Here is a 24,860-nt window from a genome sequence, read left to right as displayed (position 1 = left end):
CGCTTTGCGCCTCTCTCCCTCTCCCGGCGGGAGAGGGAAGGGGCCCGCCGGCAACGCCGGTGGGAAGGGTGAGGGTGGCCCGAGCAATCTACACATAAGAAAAGGGCCGGTCGCTTCGCAGCGCCGGCCCTTTCTTTTTCGTTCGCCGTCCGGTTCAGAACAGCTTGGTCACCGTTGCCGTCCGGCGCTCCGGCTCGGCTTCGCCGGTGTAGAGGCTGGCCATCGGCTCGTCGCTGACGACATGGGTCTCGTCGGCGCCGAAGCCGTTGAACTTGGTCCGCATCGCGCAGCCATAGGCGCCGAGCATGCCGATCTCGATGAAATCGCCCGCCTTGATGTCCGCCGGCAGGAAAAACGGACCCGCCATATGGTCGAGGTCGTCGCAGGTCGGGCCGTAGAAGCTGAACGCCGTCATTTCGGCGTCGCTCTCGGGCTCGCGCAGCAGCGTGACCGGGAAGCGCCAGCCGACATGCGCCGCGTCGAACAGCGCGCCGTAAGCGCCGTCGTTGATGTACAGCTCGTCGCCGCGGCGCTTTTCGACGCGCACGATCAGCGAGCTATACTCGGCGGCGAGCGCGCGGCCGGGTTCGCACCACAGTTCGGCCGAATAGCTGATCGGCAGGCTTTCGAACGTGCGGTGGATCGTTTCGAAATAGGCGCCGAGCGGCGGGGGTTCCATGCCCGGGTAGGACGAGGGGAAGCCGCCGCCGACATCGATGATGTCGACCGTCACCGATGCCGAAACGATCGCGGCGCGGACGCGCTCCATCGCCTGCGCATAGGCATGCGGGGTCATCGCCTGGCTGCCGACGTGGAAGCAGATGCCGAGCGCGTCGCTGGCCTGGCGGGTCGCCATCAGCAGTTCGGCGACATCCTCGGGCTCGGCACCGAACTTGGCGGCGAGGCTGAGCTTCGAATGGTCGGACGAGACCCGGAGACGGACCAGCAGGTTGAGATCCTGAGCACCCTCGGTCGCGCGGACGATCTTTTCGAGTTCGTCCATCGTGTCGAGCGAGAAGGTACGCACGCCATGCTTCCAATAGGCTTCGGAAATCGCTTCCTCGGCCTTCACCGGATGCATGAAGCAGAGCGTCGCCTTGGGCAGGGTGCGCGCAACGAGGCGGACCTCGGCGATCGAAGCGACGTCATAATGCGTGACACCCGAATCCCACAGCACGCGCAGCAGGTCGGGCGACGGATTCGCCTTGACCGCATACATGGTCGTGCCGGGAAATCGCTCGATGAAGAAACGCGCTGCGCGCGCCGCAGCGTGCGGGCGGACAAGCGTGACAGGTTCGACCGGCGAAAGTGCCTGAATCAGCCCGTGGGCGCTATGATGCTGGTGCAACTCAAGGGACCCCCAAAAAATACGTTAAACATCCGAGGCTGCCTTGCGGTTATTGGAAGTCCCCCTGGGGCAGCGGAGGGCGATATATGCAGGGGGGTCCCCCCTGTAAAGACCCTATCGCGCAATTTTGTAACGCAGCGGTAACAGTCGCGCCAAAGCGGGCCTGACGCACGGTAACCGGGGGACAAAGGGGCGGTTTCCGGCTATTGCGGGCATCTTCTCCCGCCGAAGGACCGCGCCGCATGACCGCACCCGCCGACGTCAATCACACCTTTGCCGATGCCGAGATCGACGAACTGCTCGCGTTCGGCACGGTCGAATCGCACAAAGCGGGCGATCTGATCCTCGCCGAAGGGACGATGGCGCCCGACTGTATCCTCACCCTGTCGGGACACACCGACATCTTCGCGACGACCGACGAGGGCCCCAAGCGCGTCGGCTGGATGGAGCGCGGGCAGTTTGCGGGCGACCTGTCGGTGCTGACCGGACAACGCCATTCGTCGCGGATCGAAATGGGCGCCGACGGCGATATTCTGCGGATCGCGCACGCCGATTTCCAGCGGCTGATCGCGGGCAACAGCCATTTCTCCGACGTCTTTGTGCGCGTCTTTGCGGCGCGGCGCGAGTTCGGCAACAGCCGCGGCTTCGCCGCGATCATCGTGATCGGCGCGGCGATGGACCGCGGCGTCTATGCGCTGCGCGACCTGTTGATGAAACATGGCGTCGCGCATCGCTGGTTCGACCCGGCCGACGGACCGGTCGCCGGGCATTTGATGGCCGAGCGAGGGCTGACCGACGAACAATTGCCGCTGGTGATCCTGGGGGCGACCGAGCCGCTTGTGCAGCCGACCCCCGAGCAGCTTGCGGTGGCGCTCGGACTCGACCTGCTTCCCGACGGCGCGACCGCCGACGTGCTGGTGGTGGGCAGCGGGCCGGGCGGGCTGGCGGCGGCGGTCTATGCCGCGTCCGAAGGGCTGACGGTGATCGCGCTCGATTCGCTCGCGCCCGGCGGACAGGCCGGTACCTCGTCGAAGATCGAGAATTATCTGGGCTTTCCGACCGGCATTTCGGGCAACGAACTGGCGCGGCGGGCGACGGTGCAGGCGCAGAAATTCGGCGCGCGGCTGGTGTCGCCGGTGCGCGCGGCGTCGATCGGGCGCGACGGCGATGCCTATTGCCTGCACCTCGTCGACGGCCGCAAGCTACGCAGCCGCGCGGTGGTGGTCGCGAGCGGGGCGCAATATCAGCGGCTGCCGATCGAGGGTATCGAGGCCTATGAAGGCCGCGGCATCTATTATGGCGCGACCCCGATGGAGGCGCAGCTGTGCGGCAATGCCGAGGTCACCGTCGTCGGGTCGGGCAATTCGGCGGGGCAGGGGGCGATCTATCTCGCGAGCGTCGCAAAGAAGGTTTACGTCATTTTCCGCCGCAAGAGCCTGCGCGAGACGATGTCCGAATATCTGGTCAAACGGCTCGAGGAACATCCGAACATCGAAATCATCGGGTCGACCGATGTCGTGGCATTGCACGGCGAGGATCGCCTGGGCGGCCTGACCTATCGCTGCCGCGAGACGGGCGCCGAGGATCATTGCGATTGCGGCTTCCTGTTCCTGTTCCTCGGCGCGACCCCGAACACTGCCTGGCTGCCCAAGGAAATGGTGTGCGACGATCGCGGTTTCGTGAAGACCGGCACCGACATCGCGCCGATCGAACTGGTCAGGGCCGGGTGGGCGCTCGACCGCATGCCGAGCCGTTACGAGACGAGCTGGCCGCGCATCTATGCGATCGGTGACGTTCGCAAGGGATCGGTCAAGCGCGTCGCTTCGTCGGTCGGCGAGGGATCGGTGGTGGTCAGCGATATCCACCAGGCGCTGGCGGAGGTCGCATCCTGATTTTGTGATGGAAAGCGCGGGTATCGTTCGATAACCTTCTGTTATCCATAAGAGTCGGTGAGGAGAGCATCATGGCGTTCATTCCTGGCGGTCCGGGCGACGATATCCTTCCGGGCACCCCCGATGCGGACGTGATCGAGGGTTATGACGGCAACGACCGGATCAACGCCGGCGAGGGCGATGATGTCGTCAAGGGCGGCCGCGGCAATGACGTGATCGACGGCGGGGGCGGCAACGACACGCTCTATGGCAATGGCGGCAGCGATACGCTCATCGGCCGCGACGGCAACGACATCATCTATGCCGGCGGCGGCGCCGACACGGTTCAGGGCGGCGACGGCGACGACAGCATCTATGATATCGACTCCCCGGCGTCGCCCGGCAGCGGCGGCGGCGTCGACCGGTTCGACGGCGGCGCGGGCAACGACAGTTTCTTCATCGATCGCGCGACCCCGTCGACGCTTTCGGAACGCATTACCATCTTCGCCGACCCCAGTCCGACGGTGATCGGCAACGACCTCGTCGATTATCGCAACGCGCATAACGACATCGCGACGATCAGGCTCGAGGGCGGCGCGGACACCTTCATCCTGCGCGACAGTGGCGGCGGGCGGGTCGATCTCGACCTCGGCGCGGGGCCCGAACAGGATAAGATCATCTTCATGGATACGACGCCGGGCGTGGCGGGTCAGGCGGGGCTGGTCGTTTCGGACTTCGGCACGGTGGCGCGGCAATCGTCGCTGACCGGGCTGGACGTCGTCGACCTGTCGCCGCTGCTGTCGTCGCTCACCAATTGGGACGGTGCCAACCCGTTTCTGACCGGGCACTTCCGGCTGGTGGAAGCGACGGGCGGCACCGTCCTGCTGCAGGCCGATTTCGATGGCGCGGGCTCCGGGGGCTATTCGACGCTGATCCAGTTCAAGCCGCTAAGCCTGTTCGCCTCCGACCATCTGCGTGTTTCGGACTTCGGCGAGGCCAATTTCATCAATATCCCGCTGGGCGGCGCGACCAAGGTCGGCGGCTCGGGCGACGACGAATTGAATGGCACCCCCTACGGCGACACGCTGTCGGGCGCGGGGGGCGACGACAGCCTCTACGGTTTCGCCGACGATGACGTGCTGAACGGCAATGACGGCAACGATCTGCTCGACGGCGGCGCGGGCGCCGACACGATGACCGGCGGGACCGGTGATGATGTCTATTATGTCGATAATGTGCTCGATGTCGTCGTCGAAGGGACGAATGGTGGCGAGGACCGGGTTGTCTCTTCGATCAACTACACGCTCGGCGCCAATCTCGAGCTTCTCGACCTCCGGGCGGGCGCGGGGTTGGCGGTGACCGGCATCGGCAACAATCTCGACAATAATATCCAGGGCAATGCCCAGAATAATTCGCTGATCGGTGGAGCGGGCAACGACGTGCTCGCGGGCGGCTATGGCAATGATACGCTCAACGGCGGCGGAGGCAACGACTCGCTGCTCGGCAACGAGGGCAATGACGTGTTGAACCCGGGTCCGGGGCTCGACGTGATGGACGGCGGCGAGGGCGCCGACCGCTATGTCTTCATTCCGTCAGGGATGAGCACGACGCAGATCGACCGCATCTATTTTTCGACGCCCGACGGCGACGTCATCGACCTCAGCCTGATCGACGCGATCGCCGGGGGGGCCGACAATGCCTTCAGCTTCATCGGTACCAACGCGTTCAGCGGCACGGCGGGCGAACTGCGCTACGACTATCTCGGGGTCTGGGACGAGGGCCCGCGCGCGGGAACGACCTATCATGTCAGCGGCGACGTCGACGGCGATGGAATAGCCGATTTCATCATCGAGATTTCGCAGTTGGGCACAACGCCGCCCGGCCTCGGCGACTTCATCTTGTAGCGTGCGCGACGCGGCCTCGAGAGGGCCGGTGCCCACAGCGTGCCTCGTTCAATCGCAGGACGGTTTGAAACTGCGACACTGCCTTAGTCGGAAATCGGCGATCAACTGCTGCACCTCGGGCGCATCGCCGGTCCAGTCGCCTTGACTGCACAACAGCTCCCGGTGCGGGAGCAGCCGTTGTTCCATGGTTTCCTGCCAATCGGGCAGCGTCTGCAATATCTGCTCGGAGGTATAGAGCAGATATTCCACATATATCTCATACGCCGCCTCGTTCGGCGTCCCGCGGATGGCGCAATAATTGGGATTGGCAAACTCGGGCTTGCTGATCGAGAGGTTCAAAAATTCCCGGTAGATGTCGCGCGCGGACTGCTCTCGCTGTTGCCGCGCGCTGGCGTCGATCTGGAATTTGACGCTGACAAGCGCGACCACTGCCGCCAGAATCGTGACGATCACCCCCACCGATTGCATCGCCTTGGCATGGCGTTCGAGCCATTTTTTCACCTCAGGCACCTTTCGGCTGCTGCTGCGTGGCGCAGTGAATGCCGCCCCCCGATTCGCCGATCGCATCGATTTCGATCATTTCCACCGTCCGCCCAGGATAGAGGGATTGGAGCAGCTCGCGCGCATGGCCATCCGCCGCGCGGTCGCCGAACTCGGCTGCGATGACGGCGTCGTTGCAGACATAATAATTGACATAGCTGGCGACGAAATCGGCTTTGGTCGAGCGGATGTCCATCGGATCGGGCAGCCGGACAATCTGGAGCTTCTGCCCGCGTGCGTCGGTCGATTTCTGCAGGATATTCAGCGTTTTATGTCCCGACACCGACCAGGGATCGTCGGGGTCGATTTCGTCGCCCAATTGGATCAGCACCTTCCCCGGTCCGACAAACCGCGCGAGCGCGTCGATGTGATAATCGGTGATGTCCTTCCCCGCGATGCCCGGGGCCCAGATCATCTTTTCGCCGCCAAGCGCTCGCAGCAGTTTTTCGCCAATCTCGCTCTCGCTCATGCGATTGCGGTTTGGGTTCGCCCAGCAGCTTGCGTGGGCGAGCAGCGTGCCCGCTCCATCATGCTCGACGCCGCCCTGCTCGCCGACCAGGCCCGTTTCGATCAGCGGCAGGCCCAGGCGCTCGGCGACGCGTTCGGCGATCCGCGCATCATGGTCGTGTGGCTGCTTGTTCCCCCAGCCGTTGAACCGGATATGGGCGACGGCCAGCTTGCCGGCGGCGTCGCGCACGAAGGTCGGTCCGGAATCGCGACACCACAGATCGTCGGTCGGAATGTCCCAAAGCTCGACCGCACCGGACAACTGCGTCCGGGCGCTTGCCGCATCGCCGCCCGCGACCAGCATGGCCACGGGTTCATATTGCGCAATGCGGTTGGCGATCCGCGCGATGGCGCTTTGCACGCGCCCGAGCGATGCCCTGTCATAGATATCGAGATTGACGGGCCACTGCATGATCGTTCGTTCATGCGGCCCTGATTCCAAGGGCATTTCGTAGCGCGTGTCGATATCGGTCCTCGCGTCGCTTGCCGGCCCGCAGCCCCCTATCGCGGGTGAAAGCATCACGCCTGCGCCGGTGTACAGAAATTGCCGACGATCCATTGCGCTCCACCCCGTTGCGCGCGCCACGCTTTGCTCGTTCAACTCAGGCGCGTCTTGAAATCCTCATAACCGAACTCGCGGACCAGTTGGAGTTCGTCGCTCTCGCTGTCCCACAACCAGATCGACGGCAATGGCACGCCGTTGAATGTGTTGGTCTTTACCATAGAATAATGCGCCTGGTCGAGAAAGGCGAAACGCTGACCGACCGCCGCGCCGCCGGGCAGACGATAGTCGCCGATCACGTCGCCGGCGAGGCATGAGGGACCGCCGAGGCGGGTCGGCGCGCCGTCTGTTTCCTCGCCGAGCATCGCCGGGCGGTAGGGCGCCTCGATGACGTCGGGCATGTGGCAGGTCGCGCTGATGTCGGTGATGCCGATGTTCATGCCATTGTCGAACAGGTCGAGCACTTCGCCGATCAGGATCCCGGCGTCGAGCGCGACCGCCTCGCCGGGCTCGATCATCACGTCGCAGCCGGTCGCTTCGCGCACGCCCTTGAGGAAGGCGATCAGGTCGTCGACCTGATAATCGGCGCGGGTGACATGATGACCGCCGCCGAAATTGATCCATTTTAGCTGGCCGACATAGGGCGCGAGCAAGGGTTCGACCGCCGCCCAGGTGCGCGCGAGCGGCGGGAAATCCTGTTCGCACAACACGTGCATGTGGATGCCGTCGACGCCTTCCATATGCTCGGGCTTGAGCTGGTCGATCGGGAAGCCGAGCCGGCTGCACGGCGCGGCGGGGTCATATTTCGCAACCTCGCCCTCGCTGTGCAGCGGGTTGATGCGCAGGCCGACGTCGAACGTCTCGCCGGCCATGCGCGCGGCTTCGAGCAAAGGGCGGAAACGGGCGTGCTGGCCGGGGGAGTTTAAGATCAGATGGTCCGACAGGCGGCAGATCTCGGGCAGATCCTCGGCCTTGTAGGCGGCGCAATAGGTCGCGACTTCACCGCCATATTCCTCGCGCCCCAGCCGCGCCTCGTAGAGCCCCGAGGCGCAGACGCCGTCGAGCGCGCCCGCGACGGTCGATCCGAGCGACCACATCGAAAAGGCCTTGAGCGCCGCGAGCACGCGGGCGCCCGACGCGTCGCCGATATGGCGCAGGACCGCCAGGTTTGCGCGGACCTTCGCCGCATCGACGACGAAGGCGGGCGAGGGAACGCGGGTAAGGTCGAACTGCGCAAAGGCTCCGGGATCGCCGGCTCTGGTTTCCATGGGTCGAATGTTCCTGTCAGGCCGCGATCGGCCCCTTGAAGATGAAGAAGGCGCCGCCGGCGATGAGCAGGAAGCCGACGAGATGGTTGATCGTCAGCTTCTCGCCGAGCCAGAAAACGGCGAAGCCCGCGAAGACGATCAAGGTAATCACCTCCTGCATCGTCTTCAACTCGGCGGTCGAATAGACGCTGTGGCCGATGCGGTTGGCGGGGACGGCGAGGCAATATTCGAAGAAGGCGATGCCCCACGCGAGCAGGATCGCGAGCCATATCGGGCGCGAGACATCGCCGAGATGCCCGTACCAGGCGATCGTCATGAAGATGTTCGAGATAACGAGCAGGCCTATCGGCGCAAGATAAGCGGTCATTTCTTGCCTTTCGGCTCTTTGGTGAGGGGCAGCACGTCGCGGAGCAGCGCGGCGAGGAAACGCCCCGGCTCCTCGACCATCGGCATATGCGCCGAATGTTCGAGCCAGACGAGCGTCTTCGACGGCGCCTTGACCTTGGCGAACCAGTCGGCGGCGACCGGCGAGGGGACGGTATAGTCGTGGCGGCCGAGCAGGAAGACGATCGGCACGTCCATCTTCCTCACCGGCCTGAAGCTGACGTCGGCGAGGCGTGGCCAGAGTGTCGTCACCGAAAATTCGCTGCCCTTGCCCCACGCTTGCCGGTCGGCTTCGCTATATTCGGGCGAGAGGCGCGGGGTCTGGAAATAATAGCTGAGGTCGGGTTTGCCTGCGATCAGCGAGCCATAGGGAATCGCATATTTGCGCCAGCCGTCGGCTTTGGCGATGGTGAAGTCGCCCGCCGGATAAGGCGCGAGCGCGTCGATCGCGGCGACGGCCTCGGCGTTTCCGGCCGCGACCGCCTTGGCGCGGGTCCATGCCATGCCGACCTTTTCGCCTTCGCGAAAATCGATGCCCTGACCGACACCGACATAAGCGTAGAGCAGGTCGGGACGCTTGACCGCGACCGACAGGCCGACGATCGAGCCCCAGCTGTGGCCGAGCAGCACGACCTTGCGCTTGGCGTAACGCTTTTTCAGCAGCTCGATCAGTTCGATGGCGTCGTCGCGGTAGCGGTCGACCGTCATCGTTGGCGCGAGCGTCGCGGGGTCGTTGAGCGGATAGGAGCGCCCGGCGCCGCGCTGGTCGTAATGGACGACGGTGAAGACATCCTCCCACGGACGCTGAAAGGCCCAGGCAAAAGGCATTTCGACCGCGCCGGGGCCACCGTGAACGAAGATCAGGATCGGGTTGTCGCGGTCGGCGCCGCGCACATTGACGACTTGCCGCGCGCCCCCGAGCGTGACCTCGAAGGTTTCCTGCACGCCGTTCGGGGTGACGATCCTGCCGATATCGGCGACGATCGCGCGGGCGGGGGCATAGGCCTCGTCGGGTTGCGCGGCGGCGGGGGTCGCGAGGGCGGCGAGCAGGGCAAACGCTGCAGTAAGAATTTTCATCGAAAACAGCCCTTCGTCATCCCCGCGAAAGCGGGGACCCAGTCCTGCCGTCGCTACTGGGTTCCCGCTTTCGCGGGAATGACAAAAGTGGGTTGGGATCGCGGCGATCAGAAATCCAGCGGCCCGTCCAGTTCCTTCACCTGCCAGGGCAGGCCATGATTGTTCAGCATGTCCATGAAGGGATCGGGATCGAACTGCTCCATGTTGAACACCCCGGTGCCTTCCCAGGCGCCGGTCACCATCATCGCGGCGCCGATCATCGCGGGCACGCCGGTGGTATAGCTCACCGCCTGGTTGCCGGTTTCGGCATAGGCGTCCTCATGGTCGCAGATGTTATAGAGGTAGAGCGTCTTTTCCTTGCCGTCCTGACCCAGGCCGGTTGCGATGACGCCGATATTGGTCTTGCCCTTGGTGGTCTCGCCCAGGCTCGACGGTTCGGGCAGCACGGCTTTCAGGAACTGCAGCGGGATGATCTCACGGCCTTCGTAAATCACCGGGTCGATCCGGGTCATGCCGACATTCTGCAGCACGTTGAGGTGGGTGATATACGCCTCGCCAAAGGTCATCCAGAACCGGATGCGCTGGATTTCGGGCAGGTGCGTCTTCAGGCTTTCGATTTCCTCATGATACATGAGGTACATCGTCTTTTCGCCCACCGCCTCGAAGTCGAAATTCTGCTTCACCGACATCGGCGGGGTTTCGACCCAGTCGCCATTTTCCCAGTGGCGCGCGACCGCGGTCACTTCGCGGATGTTGATCTCGGGATTGAAGTTGGTCGCGAAATGCTGGCCATGGTCGCCGCCGTTGCAATCGAGAATGTCGAGCGTGTCGATGCGGGTAAAATGATGTTTCTTGAGCCAGGTGGTGAAGACGCTCGTCACCCCGGGGTCGAAGCCCGAGCCGAGCAGCGCCATCAGCCCGGCGTCCTTGAAGCGGTCCTGATACGCCCATTGCCAGTGATATTCGAACTTAGCCTCGTCGCGCGGTTCGTAGTTCGCGGTGTCCATATAATGGGCGCCGGTCGACAGGCACGCCTCCATGATGGTGAGGTCCTGGTAGGGAAGCGCGAGATTGACGACATGCGTTGCGCCTATCGAGCGGATCAGCGCCGCGGTCGCGTCGATATGGTCGGCGTCGACCTCGGCGGTGTCGATGGTTACGCCGGTGCGCGCCTTCACCGATTCGGCGATCGCGTCGCATTTGAACTTGCGGCGGCTCGCCAGCGTGATGTGCGGAAAGATGTCGGGGTTCATCGCCATCTTGTGCACCGCGACCGAACCGACGCCGCCTGCGCCGATCACCAAAACCTTGCTCATGAAAATCTCCTGCGCCTGTCTATGCGGCTTGTCTTGTATGACCGGCCCTATAGGACGAAGCGATGACACAGCAAAGCCCCGAACCCCTGCTCGATCCGGCGCGCGCGCCGAGCCTCGCGGGGGTCGAACGCGCCGCGGCGAAAGTCGCTGCATTGTTGCCGCAAACCCCGCTGCTGCCGCTCGAGGTCGACGGCGTCACGATCTGGTGCAAGGCCGAATGCCTGCAGCCGGTTGGCGCCTTCAAGATTCGCGGCGCCTGGCACCGGCTGTCCGACCTGACCCCTGAGCAGGCCGGCGCGGGCGTCGTCGGCGTGTCGAGCGGCAATCATGCGCAGGGCGTCGCCTGGGCGGCGAAGCGGCTGGGGGTCAAGGCGACGATCGTGATGCCCAGCAACGCGCCCGCGATGAAGCTGGCGGCGACGCGCGCGCTGGGGGCAGAGGTGGTGCTCTATGACCGCGTCACGGAATCGCGCGACGCGGTGGCGACGAAGCTACTTGAGGAACGCGGCGGGACGCTGGTGCATGCCTATGGCGATCCGTGGATCATCGAAGGGCAGGGGACCGCGGGGATCGAGGCGCGCGCGCAGATGGCGGAGCGCGGGATCGATGGCCCGGACAAGGTGATCGCCTGTTGCGGTGGCGGCGGCTTGTCGGCGGGGCTGGCGCTCGCCTGTCCCGAGGCCGAGGTGATCGCGGTCGAGCCCGAGGGTTGGGACGATGTCACCCGCAGCCTGGCGGCGGGGGAGATCTTGTCGGTCGAGAACCTGGTCTATCCGACCGAATGTGATGCGCTGCAGACGCCCGAGACCTGGCCGATCAATTTCGCGGTGTTGCAGGCGCGCGGGGTTCGCGGCGTCGTGGTGACGCGCGAGGAAGTGCGTCATGCGATGCGTATGGCGTTCGAGAAATTGCACCTCGTCGTCGAGCCCGGCGGCGCGGCGGCGCTTGCGGCGGTACTCGCGGGCAAGGTGTCGCCGGGCAAGGCGACGCTGGTCACCCTGTCGGGGGGCAATGTCGACCCGCAGAAATATGCGGAAATTTTGGCCGGATATTAATCGGCCCCGGTGCGTTGTAAGGGCAAAGGAGATATATGATGCAGAAGAGCATGATCCTGTTCGGAGCCACCGCGATGGTGTTGCTGGCCGGCTGCGAAAAGGCCGAGGCCCCCGCGCCCGCGCCGACCGAAACCACGGTGGTCCCGGACGAAACCGTTCCCGCCGACGACGCGACCGATCCCGAAGCCGACCCCGCGACCGCGCCGCACCGCTTCGCGAGCTGGGCCGGAAAATGGACGGGGGTCGAGGGCATGTTCGTGACCATCACCCCCGGCGAACCCGGCAAATACAAGCTGGAGATGCAGTCGGACCTCGACACCAAGGGGACCTATGACGGCAACGACAGCGAGCATGGCATCAAGTTCAAGCGCGGCAACGAGGAATTGAGCCTGCGCCGCGGCAATGGTGACGAAACCGGACTGAAATGGCTGGCGGGCAAGAAGGAATGCCTGATCGTCAAGGACGGCGAGGGCTATTGCCGGGATTGACCTGGCCGTCATCCCGGCCTTCGCGGGCGCGCCCACGCTACTGCTCCACCGGAATAGCCATTTGAGTCCGCGTGCCATTCGAAGAATTGGCGACTTTGCCGGCCCTCAGATCTTTCGGCAGCTCCTCTTCAGGCGGCGAGCAGTTCGTCGGCCGGACCGAAAAACTCGTAGTGAATATGGTCGGACGGCACACCGGCGAGCGACAGGCCGGCCACCGCGGCGCGCAGGAAGGGGCGCGGGCCGCAGATATAATAGTCCGCCTCGCCCACCGGGGTGTTTGCGACCAGCCATTCTTCGGTGATCAGGCCTGCATGGTCATAGTCGCGGCCCGCCACCTCATCGGCCAGCGGCGTCTGGTGGAAGTCGATGACGCGAACCGTACGCCCCTTCGCCGCCAGCGCGCGGACATGATCGCGCATCGCGTGGGTGTCGCGATCGTGCGTGCCATGAATATACTGGACGGGGACATCGCCGCCGCCCTCGACGAGAGCCTCCAGCATCGACACCATCGGCGTCAGGCCGACGCCGCCCGACAGCAGGACGACGGGGCGCTGCGGCGACTGGCCTAGGAAAAACTCGCCGGCGGGCGCCGCGACTTTCAGGATCGTGCCGACATCGACGCTGTCGTGAAGCCAGCCCGATGCAAGCCCCTGCGGCTCGCGCTTCACCGAGATGCGATAGGTTTCCCCATTGGGTGCGGCCGAGATCGAATAGTTGCGCTTGACCGGCGGATGTCCGGGAATCTCGAACCAGAAGGTCAGATACTGACCCGGCTTGAAGGCCATGGCCGCGCCGCCATCGGCGGGGCGCAAGGTGAAGGATTTGATCACGCTGCTCTCGCGCGTCACCGTCTCGACACGGAAATCGCGCCAGCCGTTCCAGCCCCCGGTCGTCGCCTTCTGCTCGCCATAGACCCGGGCCTCGCGCGCGATCAGGATGTTGGCGAGGAACCAATAGGCTTCCCCCCAGGCGGCCAGGATTTCGTCGGTTGCCGCGTCGCCGAGTACGGCCTTGATCGCGCCGAGCAGCGCGTCGCCGACATGCGGATAATGTTCGGGCAGGATCTGAAGCCCGACATGCTTCTGGGCGATGCGCTCGACGGCGGGCGCGAGCGCCGCCAGATTGTCGATGTTGCCGGCATAGGCGAGGATGGCCCCGGTCAGGGCGCGCGGCTGCGATCCCGTATCCCCATGATGCGACTGGTTGAACAGGTCGCGGATCTCGGGGTTTTCGAACATGCGCGCATACATTTCGTGGACGATGTCGAGACCATGCGCTTCGAGCGCCGGGACGGTGGCTTTGACAAGCGCGATGGTGCGATCGCTGAGCGGCTGTGACATGGTATCTCCTGTGGATATGGGAAAAGCGGCCCGACTCGATTAAACATGTATTAATTGCGCATGTATGGCGATCGATTGAAACATGCAATAGAAATGCATATTATTGGCGACGAGCCGGTGAAAGGAATGTGCGATGCGCCTGACGCGCTACTCCGACTATGCGATCCGGGTGCTGCTCTATCTGGGTAGTCAGCCCGACGACCGGCTGTCTTCGATCGGCGATATCGCGCGAAGCTATGGCATTTCGCAGAATCATCTGATGAAGGTCGTCAACGATCTGGTGAACGCCGGTTATCTGGAAAGCGTGCGTGGGCGGTTCGGGGGCATCCGTCTCGCCCGCGCACCCGAGGCGATCAACATCGGGGACGTCGTACGCCATACCGAGGATGGCTTTGACCTGGTCGATTGCGCGAACTGTATCATTGCTCCGGCGTGCGGGCTGACGGGGGTGCTGCACGAAGCGCTGGCGGCGTTCATGCAAGTCCTCGACCGCTACACACTCGCCGATCTCCGAGCCAACCGGGCTGGCCTATGGACGATTCTGGAGACAAAGAGCGCAATCCCGGATTGAGCCGGCCCAATCCTGTGGGGTCAGGCCGATGGCTGGCCAAGGGTCGGGACACATTAGACAGCGCCAGACGATGACGGTTGCGGCGAGAGCGATGGCGGAGAAATAGACTCTATTCAGGCTCCTCGCAGCGAGCCTGAATCACCGCCATCAACGTAAATCAATGGGTCCTGACCCTGGGCGTCACCGAACCGGATGCGGAGAAGTTTGATCCAGCGCAAATTCATTGGCGGCTACTCTGCTATCTCGCAGAGCGGGGAGGCGAGGCAAACCCATGGAGGATAGACGATGTTCTGCCCGGAATGCGGCGAAGTGATCGGATCGGGGCCGCTCGATGTGCGGCGTGCGCGCCACTCTGGCAATGACGGCGTCGGCGTCGCGAAAGCCGTCGGCCAATGGTTTCGCATTCTCCTTCGCTCTCTCCGTCGAGGCGACTGAGCATGGCGCCGCACCATTGCCGGCCCGGCGCGGGTGGCGATCCGGCGACGGCCACCGCGGCGCTTGCCTGCCCCTCGGCTTTCGAAACGACCCAAATGGTGGCGCGCGCCGGTCAGTCGATCGCGCCGGAATGACCATAGGCGCGAACGTGACGGAGGCGGCCGGCGGCTCGGGCGCCGGGGCGCCGCTCTGGCTTCAGGGCGGCTATCGCCTGCTCTTCGCCTGCGGCGCGTTGTGGGCGGCGCTCGTCGTGATTCTGTGGGTTGGCGCGTTCGGCGGTCGCTGGACGCTCCCGACCGCGATGGCGCCGCTCGCCTGGCATCAGCACGAGATGCTGTTTGGCTATCTGGGCGCGATCATCGGCGGCTTCGTCAGCGCCGCCATCCCCAACTGGACGGGGCGCCCGACGGTGACCGGGTGGCGCATCGCCGCAGTTGTCGGCCTGTGGCTGGCGGCGCGGCTGGCAATCCTCTTTTCGGCGACGGTGCCGCCGCTGATCGGCGCAGCGCTCGACAGCCTCTATCTCCTTATCCTCCTCGCCTATGCGGCGCGCGAGATTTTCGCCTCGGGCAATCGCAACAAGCCGATCCTGATCATCCTCTTTCTGTTCGCCGCCGCCTCGGCGCTCGATCACGCCGCGATGATGGGCGCGCTCGCCGATCCGATGCTCGGGATGCACATGGGCTTTGCGCTGGTCCTGCTGTTGATCGCGCTCATCGGCGGGCGCATCATCCCCGCCTTCACACGCAACTGGCTGGTACGGCAGGGCGCCGCCGAAGGCCTGCCGACGATGCCGAACCGTTTCGACATGATCGCGATGGGAACGACCGCGCTCGCGCTCGCGGCGTGGGTCGCCGGCCCGGCAAGCCCCGTCGCGGCGGGATTGCTGATCGTCGCGGGCGGGCTTCAGGCAGTCCGCCTCACGCGCTGGGCCGGGTTGAAGGCGTTGCGCGACCCGATCGTCTTTGTCCTTCATCTTTCCTACGCTTGGCTGCCGGTCGGGCTGATCTTGCTGGGGAGCGCGATGCTGTATCCGCTCCTGCCCGTGTCGAGCGCCGTCCATGCGCTCGGCGCCGGGGCGATGGGGACGATGACGCTGGCGGTGATGACGCGCGCGACGCGGGGGCACACCGGTCGCCCGCTCGTGGCCGACCGCGCGACCGTCCTCATCTATGTTCTGATCCATTCGGGCACGCTGCTGCGCGTGATCGCGCCGTTGCTGCCGTTCGAATATTTGCGGGTCATCGCGCTCGCGGGCGCGCTGTGGGCGACGGCGTTCCTGCTGTTCCTGATCGCCTATGTCCCGATGGCGGTGCGGCCGGTTTCCGGCGCCCATCTGGCATGATCGACGCACCCGTCACGGGTTCGCGCCGGACGCGCATGGCGATGGCGGCAAACCCATCGTCCCTTCCCACGACCGCCGCAGTCGACTACGGGGGAGGGGTGATCGACTGTACCACCTGCGTCGTCCGCAACCGGGCAATTTGTGCAAGCCTCGACGCCGACGAACTGGCGCTGCTCAGCAAGCTGGGTCGGCGCCAGCGCGTGAAGGCGGGCCATACCTTGTTGTGGGAGGGCGATGATGCACCCGTCGTGGCCAATGTCCTCGACGGCGTGCTGAAACTGGTCGTCGCGTCCGCTGACGGCCGCGAACAGATCGTCGGCGTCGTTTTTCCGTCCGATTTCATCGGCCGCCCGTTCGGCAAGGAAAGCCCGTACAGCGCCACCGCGATGACCGATGCCGAGGTTTGCATCTTCAATCGCAAGAGTTTCGACGATTTCGCCTGTGCGCACCCAGATTTGCAACACAAGCTGCTGCGCCGCACGCTCGACGAACTGGACCGCGCGCGGCACTGGATGATGCTGCTCGGCCGCAAATCAGCCGAAGAGAAGGTCGCGTCCTTCCTGCTCGAAATGTCCGAGCGCTTGTCGGGGCAAGGGTGCGGCGGCGGCGCGCGGAGCAGTTTTGAGCTTCCGTTCGGCCGCCAGCAGATCGCCGACATATTGGGGCTGACGATCGAGACGACGAGCCGTCAGCTCACCCGGATGCGCGCTGCGGGCCTGCTCGACCTGCCGTCGCGCCGCGAGATCGTCATTATCGACCGTGCGGCGATGGAGACCCTCGCGGGCTGACCGCCCGCGCATGGTGTTTTTCTGGGGCAAATCGCCCCGTTGATGCGCCGCAACATTTTTCGTTGATCCAGGTCAATGTTCGGTGGCGCTCGCACCGCCATGGACGATCGTGAACGCGCGGGATGGAGCCGCGCCGAACAGGGATTCGCGATGATGGACGATCTGGTTTTCAAGGCTGGCGGCTGGCTGGCGCTCGCGCTGCTGGCGCTGGTCTTCGCGGCGCTGGCTGTCGACGCGCCCTTTGCGGTTCATATGATCATCATCGCGATCACCTGCATGATCGCGCTGTGGTTCCGCGTCTCACGCGCCGATTATGCGGGGATGGCGCGCGGGCTGCTGAAGATGCCCGCGGACCAAGGCGTCTATGATGACGATCCGGTGCGCTGGGGCGTCATCGCTACCATCTTCTGGGGCGTCGCGGGGCTGGCGGTCGGCCTCTATATCGCGTTGCAACTCGCCTTTCCGGCGCTCAATCTTGGGATCGAATATACCAGCTTCGGGCGGCTGCGCCCGCTCCACACATCGGCGGTCGTCTTCGCCTTTGGCGGCAATGCCCTGATCGCGACGAGCTTTTATGTCGTGCAGCGCACCTGCCGCGCGCGGCTCGCCTTTCCCGGCGCCGCGCGCTTCGTCTTCTGGGGTTATCAGCTCTTTCTGGTTCTTGCCGCCACCGGCTATGTCATGGGCGTCACCGAGGCGCGCGAATATGCCGAGCCCGAATGGTATGTCGACCTGTGGCTGACGATCGTCTGGATCGTCTATTTCATCGTCTTCGTCGGCACGATCGTCAAACGCCGCGAGCCGCATATCTATGTCGCCAACTGGTTCTATTTGAGCTTCATCGTCACCATCGCGATGTTGCACATCGTCAACAATCTTTCGATTCCAGTGACGATTTTCGGGTCAAAAAGCTATTCGGCTTTTGCGGGGGTGCAGGATGCGCTGACGCAGTGGTGGTACGGGCATAATGCGGTCGCCTTTTTCCTGACCGTGCCCTTCCTCGCGATGATGTACTATTTCGTTCCCAAGCAGGCGGAACGGCCGATCTACAGCTATCGCCTGTCGATCCTGCATTTCTGGTCGCTGATCTTCCTCTATATCTGGGCCGGGCCGCACCACCTCCATTACACAGCGCTGCCCGACTGGGCGCAGACGTTGGGCATGGTGTTTTCGGTCGTCCTGTGGATGCCGAGTTGGGGCGGCATGATCAACGGGCTGATGACGCTGAACGGCGCGTGGGACAAGATTCGTACCGACCCGATCATCCGCATGATGGTCGTCGCGCTCGCCTTCTATGGCATGGCGACGTTCGAGGGGCCGATGCTGTCGGTGAAGGCGTTCAACAGTTTGAGCCACTATACCGAATGGACGATCGCGCACGTTCACGCCGGGGCGCTCGGCTGGAACGGCATGATCACCTTTGCCGCGGTCTATTATCTGGTGCCGCGCCTGTGGGGACGCCCGCGCCTCTATTCGCTGCGCATGGTCAACTGGCACTTCTGGCTCGCGACGCTGGGGATCGTCTTTTACGCCGCCTCGATGTGGGTGGCGGGGATCATGCAGGGGCTGATGTGGCGCGAATATGGGGCCGACGGCTACCTCGTCTACAGCTTTGCCGAGACCGTTGCGGCGATGCACCCGATGTATCTGATCCGGGCCGCGGGCGGAGCGATGTATCTCGCCGGCTTCCTGCTGATGGTCTTCAACGTCTGGGCGACGCTTGCGGGCAGGGTCCGCGAGGAAAAACCGATGACCGAAACGCCGTACAACGCCGCCGCGGACCGTCCGCTGGCGCCCGTTCCCGCCGAATAAGGAGCCAAGGCAAATGGCGATCCAACCCGCCGAAAAACGCTTCAGCCACAAGAAGCTCGAACGCAACGTCAGCCTGCTCGGCTTCTTTTCGCTGATCGCCGTTGCGATCGGCGGCATCGTCGAGATCGCGCCCCTGTTCTGGATCGACAACACGATCGAGAAGGTCGACGGGATGCGCCCTTACACCCCGCTCGAGCTTGCGGGGCGCAACATCTATATGCGTGAAGGCTGTTACACCTGTCACAGCCAGATGATCCGCCCGTTCCGCGACGAGGTCGAACGCTATGGCCATTACAGTCTGGCGGCCGAGAGCATGTACGACCATCCGTTCCAGTGGGGGTCGAAGCGGACCGGGCCGGACCTCGCCCGTGTCGGCGGTCGTTATTCGGACGAATGGCACAAGGCGCATCTGATCGACCCGCGCAGCGTCGTCCCCGAATCGATCATGCCCGGTTATGCCTTCCTCGCCGAGCGCGATCTTGCCCCGGGCGACATGAAGCGCGACCTGACCGCGCTCACCCGCGTCGGCGTTCCGTATACGAAGCAGGACATTGCCAAGGCGAACGACGACATCCGCGCGCAGGCCGATCCCGACGCGGGGGCCGGCGACCTCGTCAAACGCTACCCGAAGGCGCAGGTGCGCGATTTCGATGGCGACCCCGCCCAGGTGACCGAAATGGACGCGCTGATCGCCTATCTCCAGATGCTCGGCACGTTGGTCGATGTCGAAAAGGCGGCACCGCAGGAACAGGCGCACGCGCCTGCCGCGGCTTCGGGAGCGGTGCGATGAGCTATGACGAGGTGCGGCATTTCGCCGACAGCTGGGGCCTGATCGTCATGGTGGCGATGTTCCTCCTCTTCATCGCCTGGCCGTTTCGCAAGGGCGCCCGCCGTCACCATGACGAAGCGGCAAATATGATCTTCAAGGACGATGAGCATGGCCGATCATAAACGTATCGACGAAGTGACCGGCACGCACACGTCGGGTCACGAATGGGACGGCATCGAGGAACTCGACACGCCGATGCCGCGCTGGTGGCTATGGTCGCTCTATGCGACGATCGTCTGGGGCATCGTCTATGTCATCCTCTATCCCGCCTGGCCGATGATCCATGGCGCGACCGAGGGTGTGCTCGGCTGGAGCAGTCGCGGCCAGCTCGAACAGGAGATGCAGGCCGACGCGGCGCGCCGCGCCCCGGTGATGAACGCGATCGCCGCGACCTCGATCGCCGACCTGCCCGCAAAACCCGAACTGATGCAGGCGGCGGTGCAGGGCGGGGCGGCCGCCTTTCGTGTCCATTGCGTCCAATGCCACGGCGCGGGCGGCGCGGGGGTGAAGAAGCTCTATCCCAGCCTGACCGACGACGACTGGCTGTGGGGCGGCGATCTTGCGACGATCGAATATACGATCACCCATGGCATCAGGAATCCCGATCACAAGGCGACGCGGACCAGCCAGATGCCCGCCTTCGGACGCGACGGCATCCTCGAGCCAACGCAGATCGCCGACGTGGTGAGCTTTGTCCGCACGATCAGCCATCAGGAAAAGCGGAGCGCATCGTCAGCGCGCGGCGCGGTGCTGTTCGAGGCGAATTGCGCGGTATGCCATGGCTCGACCGGCAACGGCGGGCGCGAGGTCGGCGCGCCGAAGCTGAACGATGCGATTTGGCTCTATGGCGGCGACCGCGCCAGCATCACTGCGACGGTGACTCAGCCGCGCAACGGCGTGATGCCGCGCTGGAACAGCCGGCTCGACCCGGGGACGATCAAGATGCTCGCCGCTTATGTCTATTCGCTCGGCGGCGGCGAAAAGGCGCCGGCGCCGGCCTTGGCCGCCGCCGCGGCGGAAGGACCGGGAGCCGATGGCCAGCCCTGACGACCTGACCGGCGAGCATGGATCGCTCTATGCGGCGCGCAAGGGCGTCTACCCCAAGAAGGTGGACGGCCCTTTCCGGCGTTTCAAATGGGCGATCATGGCGGTCACGCTGGCGATCTATTACGGAACGCCGTGGATCCGCTGGGATCGCGGCCCCCATGCGCCCGACCAGGCTGTGCTCGTCGATCTGGCGAACCGGCGCTTCTACATGTTCCAGATCGAGATCTGGCCGCATGAATTCTATTATGTCGCGGGCCTGCTCATCATGGCGGGGATCGGGCTGTTCCTCGTCACCAGTGCGGTCGGGCGCGCGTGGTGCGGTTATGCCTGTCCACAGACGGTGTGGACCGACCTGTTCCAGCATGTCGACCGGCTGATCGACGGCGACCGCAACGCGCAGATCCGCCTCGCGAACGCTCCATGGACGGCCGAGAAGATCGTCAAGCGGACGCTGAAATATGCGGTCTACCTGACCGTCGCATTCTGGACCGGCGGTGCGTGGATCATGTATTTCGCCGACGCGCCGACGCTGACGCATGATTTCTGGACCGGGCAAGCCGCGCCGGTCGCCTATGTCACGGTGGCGGTGCTGACCGCGACGACCTTTGTCCTCGGCGGCTTCCTGCGCGAACAGGTGTGCATTTATATGTGCCCCTGGCCGCGCATCCAGACCGCGATGATGGACGAGAAATCGCTGCTGGTGACGTACAAGGACTGGCGCGGCGAGCCGCGCGCCAGCGTCAAGAAGGCCGAGAAGAACCCCGGCGCCTTTGGCGACTGTGTCGATTGCAACCAGTGCGTCGCGGTCTGCCCGACCGGCATCGACATTCGCGAGGGGCCGCAGATCGGCTGCATCACCTGCGCGCTGTGCATCGACGCCTGCGACAGCGTGATGGCGCAGGTCGGCCGACCGCGCGGCCTGATCGACTATTGCACGCTCGACGACGCCGCGACCGAAAAGGCGGGCGGGGTCGCGCCGCCGATCCGCAAGACGCTCTTCCGCCCGCGGACGCTACTGTATTTCGGCCTGTGGGGGGCGATCGGCCTCGCGATGCTCTTCACCCTCGGCCAGCGCACCCGTCTCGATCTTGCCGTCCAGCACGAGCGCAGCCCGCTCTATGTTCAGCTTTCCGACGGCGCGATCCGCAACAATTACACGCTGAAGCTGCGCAACATGGAACTCCGCCCGCGCATGATCGAGGTCACGCTGAGCGGCCTGCCCGGCGCGCGGTTGTGGACCGACGGCGGCGCGCGCGAGACGGCGCGGCAGAGCCTGCGCATGTCGCTCGCGCCTGACCGGGTGACGAGCGCGCGGCTGTTTATCGTCGCTCCTGGCGCGGGCCCGGCGCGGCAGGAATTCATGATCGCGGTGCGCGCGCTCGACGACGATCCGCGCGGCGACAGCGAGACCATCCAGTTCGACCGGCCGGGGACCGAACCATGACCGACAAGCGCGAACGAAAGCCCTTCACCGGGCGCCATGCGGCGATCATCCTGATCGCCTTCTTCGGCGTCGTCATCAGCGTCAATATCGTGATGGCGAGCTTTGCGCTGTCGACCTTTGGCGGCACCGTGGTCGACAACAGCTATGTTGCGAGCCAACATTACAATGAATGGCTCGCGCGGGCCGCGGCGCAAGAGCGGCTCGGCTGGGACAAGAGCGTCACTGTCGACTCTGACCGGCATGTCCGGCTGATCGTCCGCAAGGACGGCGCGCCGCTGGACGGGCTGCGCATCGTTGCGACGCTCCGTCATCCGCTCGGTCAAGCGCCTGCGCGCGCGATGCGCTTCGTACCAGCTGCAGGCGGCGCTTTGCGTTCGGCCGAGGCCTTGCCAGCCGGGCGCTGGCAGATCGACCTGTCGGTGCATCACGGTGCCGACGAGGCGCGCTATCGGATCGATCTCCAATGACCGCGGTCGCGAACTCGTTGATCGAACGCGATTTCGCGGTGCCCGACATCCGCTGCGCGGGCTGCATCGCCAAGCTGGAGCAGGGGTTGGTGCGCGACCGGCGGATCGCCGCCGCGCGGGTCAATTTCACCGAAAAGCGCGTGCATCTGTCCTGCACCCCCGACGCCGAAACGCCCGAGTTGATCGGCGCCTTCTCGCGGCTCGGGTTCGAGGCGCATCCGATCGGCGACGGTCCGCCGGAGGTCGATCGTGGAGCCTCCGACAGCCGCGCGCTGCTGCGCGCGGTCGCGGTGTCGGGCTTCGCGATGATGAACATCATGCTGCTGTCTGTGTCGGTCTGGTCAGGCGCAAGCGGCGCGACGCGTGACCTGTTCCATTGGCTGTCGGCGGCGATCGCGCTGCCGACGGTCGCCTATGCCGGGCGGTCCTTCTTCCGTTCGGCGTGGCGCGCGGTTCGCCACGGCCGGACCAATATGGACGTGCCGATCAGCATCGGGGTGCTGATCGCGACCGCGCTCAGCCTGTACGAAACTGCGACCCACGGCCCCCACGCCTATTTCGACGGCGTCGTGATGCTGCTGTTCTTCTTGCTCTGCGGCCGCTGGCTCGACAGCGTGATGCGCGACCGCGCGCGGGGCGGGGTGACGGCGCTGCTCCGCAACATGGGCACCGGCGCGATGGTCGTCGACCCGGACGAAGCAAGCCGCTGGGTCGACGCCACTGCGATCGAACCCGGCTTGGTCATGCTGGTCGCCGCGGGCGAGCGGCTGGCGGCCGACGGCGTGATCGTCGGCGGTGCCAGCCAGATCGACCTGTCGCTGCTGACCGGCGAAAGCGCGCCGCGGGAGGTGCTGAGCGGCGATCCCGTTCACGCCGGGACGCTGAATATCGAAGCGCCGATCCGTGTCCTGGTGACTGCGGCGGGCGCCGACACCGCGATCGCCGACATTGCGCGTCTGATGGGCGAGGCGGCGCAGGGCAAGTCGCGTTATGTCCGCATCGCCGATCGCGCGGCGCGCTATTATGCGCCTGCGGTCCACACCCTGGCTTTGCTCGCTTTCGCCGGCTGGATGATCGCCGGGGCCGGCTGGCACCACAGCTTGCTGATTGCAGTCGCGGTGCTGATCATCACATGTCCCTGTGCGCTCGGCCTCGCGGTGCCTGCGGCGCAGATCGTCGCGGCGGGCGCGCTGATGCGGGTCGGGGTGCTGGTGAAGGACGGATCGGCGCTTGAACGGCTGGCCGAGGTCGATCGGGCGATGATCGACAAGACGGGAACGCTGACTCTCGGGCGACCGGTCGCGGCCAATCTCGATGCCGCCGACGCCACCGCCCGCGCGCTGCTGCTCGCGCTGGGGCGCGCCAGCCGTCATCCGCTCAGCGAGGCGCTGACCCGCGACCTGACGGCGGCGGGCGTGACGCCGCTTGCGGTCGAGGCGATCCGCGAAACCCCCGGCGCCGGGATCGAGGCGCGGTGGGGGACGCGCCGGGTGACGCTGGGTCGGCCCGCGCAGACCCTCGCCGACAGCGCGCTCGCGACCGAGCTGGCGATCGACGGCGTGCCGGCGATCATCGTCCGCTTCTCCGACACGCTTCGTCCCGACGCCCCCGACACGATCGCGGCGCTGCGGCGCGCCGACGTCGTGCCAACGATCTTGTCGGGCGATCGTGCCGCAGCTGTCGCGCCGGTGGCGCGCGCGCTCGGGCTGACCGCCCAGACCAGCATGAGCCCGCAGGACAAGCTCGCCGCCATCGCGCGGCAGGCCGCAATGGGACATAAGGTGTTGATGATCGGCGACGGGCTGAACGATGGTCCGGCGCTGGCCGCCGGTCATGCCTCGATCGCGCCGGCCTCGGCGAGCGATGCGGGCAAGAATGCCGCCGATTGCATCTTCCTTGGCGACCGGCTGATGCCGGTAATGCAGGCGATCCGGGTGGCGCGGCGGACGCAGGCGATCGTGCGACAGAATTTCGCGCTCGCGATCGGCTATAATGTCGTCGCGGTCCCGCTCGCTTTTCTCGGCTATGTAACACCGTTGGTCGCCGCCATCGCAATGTCGGGATCGTCGCTGATCGTCGTCGGCAATGCGCTGCGGTTGAAGGGCTCGGCGCGATGAACGGGCTGCTCGTCCTGATCCCGGTCGCACTCGGCCTCGGGCTCATAGGCCTCGCCGCTTTTTTCTGGTCGCTGCGCGGCGGGCAGTTCGACGATCTTGACGGCGCGGCGCTGCGCATCTTCGTCGAGGATGAGGAGAAGGACGTCCCATGATCGCGCGGTATTTCGTTCTGGCGTTGGCCGCGGCGGTGCTGATGCAGCCGCCCGGTGCAGCCGAAGCGCGCGTCCTGACCGTTCCCTCGTGCGGCGGCGCGGCGCACCGGATGATCGTACCGGGCGATCCCGCCGACCCGAAACAGCGGCGCGACTGTGCCAAGGCCTGCCACATGATCGGCGAACGTCGCGGCAAGCGGGCGGGGTCGTTGGGCTGCTGCTGATTCCGTCGCCGTTGATCCCGATCAATGTC

Annotated in this window: 24 protein-coding genes; 16 read left to right on the top strand and 8 right to left on the bottom strand. The window is 65.2% G+C overall.

Going from position 1 to position 24,860, the window contains the following annotated elements; translation table 11 throughout:
• Positions 1-154 precede the first annotated feature (154 nt).
• Entirely contained in the window at positions 155-1,348 is a 1,194-nt protein-coding gene (locus tag EEB18_RS20795) for a type III PLP-dependent enzyme (RefSeq protein ID WP_187141552.1), read from the bottom strand.
• Positions 1,349-1,590: 242 nt separating this feature from the next.
• On the opposite strand from EEB18_RS20795, the gene EEB18_RS20790 reads away from it, so the two are divergent.
• Together EEB18_RS20790 and EEB18_RS20785 are read left to right on the top strand one after the other, a co-directional pair.
• Positions 1,591-3,240, top strand: coding sequence for an FAD-dependent oxidoreductase (locus EEB18_RS20790; RefSeq protein WP_187141553.1), 1,650 nt, complete (start codon positions 1,591-1,593; stop codon positions 3,238-3,240).
• Positions 3,241-3,311: 71 nt separating this feature from the next.
• On the top strand, positions 3,312-5,123 hold the full coding sequence (locus tag EEB18_RS20785) for a calcium-binding protein (RefSeq protein ID WP_187141554.1): 1,812 nt from the start codon (positions 3,312-3,314) through the stop codon (positions 5,121-5,123).
• A gap of 48 nt (positions 5,124-5,171) precedes the next feature.
• On the opposite strand, the gene EEB18_RS20780 is transcribed toward EEB18_RS20785, so the two are convergent.
• The 6 genes from EEB18_RS20780 to EEB18_RS20755 all read right to left on the bottom strand — a co-directional run bounded on the left by EEB18_RS20780 (position 5,172) and on the right by EEB18_RS20755 (position 10,717).
• Positions 5,172-5,624 carry a hypothetical protein gene (locus EEB18_RS20780; protein WP_187141555.1) on the bottom strand — a complete coding sequence of 151 codons (453 nt, stop codon included), beginning with the start codon at positions 5,622-5,624 and terminating at the stop codon, positions 5,172-5,174.
• A gap of 1 nt (position 5,625) precedes the next feature.
• Positions 5,626-6,618: an agmatine deiminase family protein gene (locus EEB18_RS20775; protein WP_262408024.1), complete on the bottom strand. Its 993-nt coding sequence runs from the start codon at positions 6,616-6,618 to the stop codon at positions 5,626-5,628.
• A gap of 149 nt (positions 6,619-6,767) precedes the next feature.
• The gene (locus tag EEB18_RS20770) at positions 6,768-7,940 is read right to left on the bottom strand and encodes a carboxynorspermidine decarboxylase (RefSeq protein WP_187141557.1); all 1,173 of its coding nucleotides are present in this window, start codon (positions 7,938-7,940) and stop codon (positions 6,768-6,770) included.
• Positions 7,941-7,956: 16 nt separating this feature from the next.
• Positions 7,957-8,307: a DMT family protein gene (locus tag EEB18_RS20765; protein WP_187141558.1), complete on the bottom strand. Its 351-nt coding sequence runs from the start codon at positions 8,305-8,307 to the stop codon at positions 7,957-7,959.
• Complete coding sequence (locus tag EEB18_RS20760) at positions 8,304-9,401, bottom strand: alpha/beta fold hydrolase (protein WP_187141559.1); 1,098 nt, start codon at positions 9,399-9,401, stop codon at positions 8,304-8,306. The genes EEB18_RS20765 and EEB18_RS20760 overlap by 4 nt, the downstream gene beginning before the upstream one ends.
• A 107-nt stretch (positions 9,402-9,508) precedes the next feature.
• A complete protein-coding gene (locus tag EEB18_RS20755) occupies positions 9,509-10,717 on the bottom strand; it encodes a saccharopine dehydrogenase family protein (RefSeq protein ID WP_187141560.1) in 1,209 nt (402 codons plus the stop codon).
• A 62-nt stretch (positions 10,718-10,779) separates the two neighbouring features.
• On the opposite strand from EEB18_RS20755, the gene EEB18_RS20750 reads away from it, so the two are divergent.
• Both EEB18_RS20750 and EEB18_RS20745 read left to right on the top strand, forming a co-directional pair.
• Positions 10,780-11,772, top strand: coding sequence for a threonine/serine dehydratase (locus EEB18_RS20750; RefSeq protein ID WP_187141561.1), 993 nt, complete (start codon positions 10,780-10,782; stop codon positions 11,770-11,772).
• Between the two features lie 35 nt (positions 11,773-11,807).
• Positions 11,808-12,260: a hypothetical protein gene (locus tag EEB18_RS20745; protein WP_262408023.1), complete on the top strand. Its 453-nt coding sequence runs from the start codon at positions 11,808-11,810 to the stop codon at positions 12,258-12,260.
• A gap of 128 nt (positions 12,261-12,388) precedes the next feature.
• On the opposite strand, the gene hmpA is transcribed toward EEB18_RS20745, so the two are convergent.
• Positions 12,389-13,600 (bottom strand): NO-inducible flavohemoprotein, encoded by a 1,212-nt coding sequence (hmpA, locus tag EEB18_RS20740; RefSeq protein WP_187141562.1) that lies wholly within the window; start codon positions 13,598-13,600, stop codon positions 12,389-12,391.
• A gap of 133 nt (positions 13,601-13,733) precedes the next feature.
• Between hmpA and EEB18_RS20735 the strand changes: the two genes are divergently transcribed.
• The 12 genes from EEB18_RS20735 to EEB18_RS20680 all read left to right on the top strand — a co-directional run bounded on the left by EEB18_RS20735 (position 13,734) and on the right by EEB18_RS20680 (position 24,831).
• Positions 13,734-14,171 carry an RrF2 family transcriptional regulator gene (locus EEB18_RS20735; RefSeq protein ID WP_056347773.1) on the top strand — a complete coding sequence of 146 codons (438 nt, stop codon included), beginning with the start codon at positions 13,734-13,736 and terminating at the stop codon, positions 14,169-14,171.
• Between the two features lie 565 nt (positions 14,172-14,736).
• Positions 14,737-15,951 (top strand): NnrS family protein, encoded by a 1,215-nt coding sequence (locus tag EEB18_RS20730; protein ID WP_187669042.1) that lies wholly within the window; start codon positions 14,737-14,739, stop codon positions 15,949-15,951.
• A gap of 98 nt (positions 15,952-16,049) precedes the next feature.
• On the top strand, positions 16,050-16,739 hold the full coding sequence (locus tag EEB18_RS20725; protein ID WP_187141579.1) for a Crp/Fnr family transcriptional regulator: 690 nt from the start codon (positions 16,050-16,052) through the stop codon (positions 16,737-16,739).
• A 153-nt stretch (positions 16,740-16,892) separates the two neighbouring features.
• Complete coding sequence (gene ccoN, locus EEB18_RS20720) at positions 16,893-18,551, top strand: cytochrome-c oxidase, cbb3-type subunit I (protein WP_187141580.1); 1,659 nt, start codon at positions 16,893-16,895, stop codon at positions 18,549-18,551.
• A gap of 13 nt (positions 18,552-18,564) precedes the next feature.
• Positions 18,565-19,341, top strand: coding sequence for a cytochrome-c oxidase, cbb3-type subunit II (gene ccoO, locus EEB18_RS20715; protein WP_187141564.1), 777 nt, complete (start codon positions 18,565-18,567; stop codon positions 19,339-19,341).
• Complete coding sequence (locus EEB18_RS20710) at positions 19,338-19,502, top strand: cbb3-type cytochrome c oxidase subunit 3 (protein WP_056347764.1); 165 nt, start codon at positions 19,338-19,340, stop codon at positions 19,500-19,502. Before ccoO ends, EEB18_RS20710 begins: the two co-directional genes overlap by 4 nt.
• A complete protein-coding gene (gene ccoP / locus EEB18_RS20705; protein WP_056347762.1) occupies positions 19,489-20,427 on the top strand; it encodes a cytochrome-c oxidase, cbb3-type subunit III in 939 nt (312 codons plus the stop codon). The genes EEB18_RS20710 and ccoP overlap by 14 nt, the downstream gene beginning before the upstream one ends.
• Complete coding sequence (gene ccoG, locus EEB18_RS20700; RefSeq protein ID WP_187141565.1) at positions 20,414-21,871, top strand: cytochrome c oxidase accessory protein CcoG; 1,458 nt, start codon at positions 20,414-20,416, stop codon at positions 21,869-21,871. The genes ccoP and ccoG overlap by 14 nt, the downstream gene beginning before the upstream one ends.
• On the top strand, positions 21,868-22,338 hold the full coding sequence (locus tag EEB18_RS20695) for a FixH family protein (protein ID WP_056347758.1): 471 nt from the start codon (positions 21,868-21,870) through the stop codon (positions 22,336-22,338). Before ccoG ends, EEB18_RS20695 begins: the two co-directional genes overlap by 4 nt.
• Positions 22,335-24,455 (top strand): heavy metal translocating P-type ATPase, encoded by a 2,121-nt coding sequence (locus tag EEB18_RS20690; protein WP_187141566.1) that lies wholly within the window; start codon positions 22,335-22,337, stop codon positions 24,453-24,455. The genes EEB18_RS20695 and EEB18_RS20690 overlap by 4 nt, the downstream gene beginning before the upstream one ends.
• A complete protein-coding gene (gene ccoS, locus EEB18_RS20685; protein ID WP_056347754.1) occupies positions 24,452-24,607 on the top strand; it encodes a cbb3-type cytochrome oxidase assembly protein CcoS in 156 nt (51 codons plus the stop codon). The genes EEB18_RS20690 and ccoS overlap by 4 nt, the downstream gene beginning before the upstream one ends.
• Positions 24,604-24,831, top strand: coding sequence for a hypothetical protein (locus EEB18_RS20680; protein WP_187141567.1), 228 nt, complete (start codon positions 24,604-24,606; stop codon positions 24,829-24,831). The genes ccoS and EEB18_RS20680 overlap by 4 nt, the downstream gene beginning before the upstream one ends.
• Positions 24,832-24,860: the final 29 nt, after the last annotated feature.

Source organism: Sphingopyxis sp. OPL5, assembly GCF_003797775.2.
Taxonomy (GTDB): Bacteria; Pseudomonadota; Alphaproteobacteria; order Sphingomonadales; family Sphingomonadaceae; genus Sphingopyxis.
The sequence above is the reverse complement of the archived record's forward strand: the minus strand, read 5'-3'. Positions and strand labels throughout refer to the sequence as shown.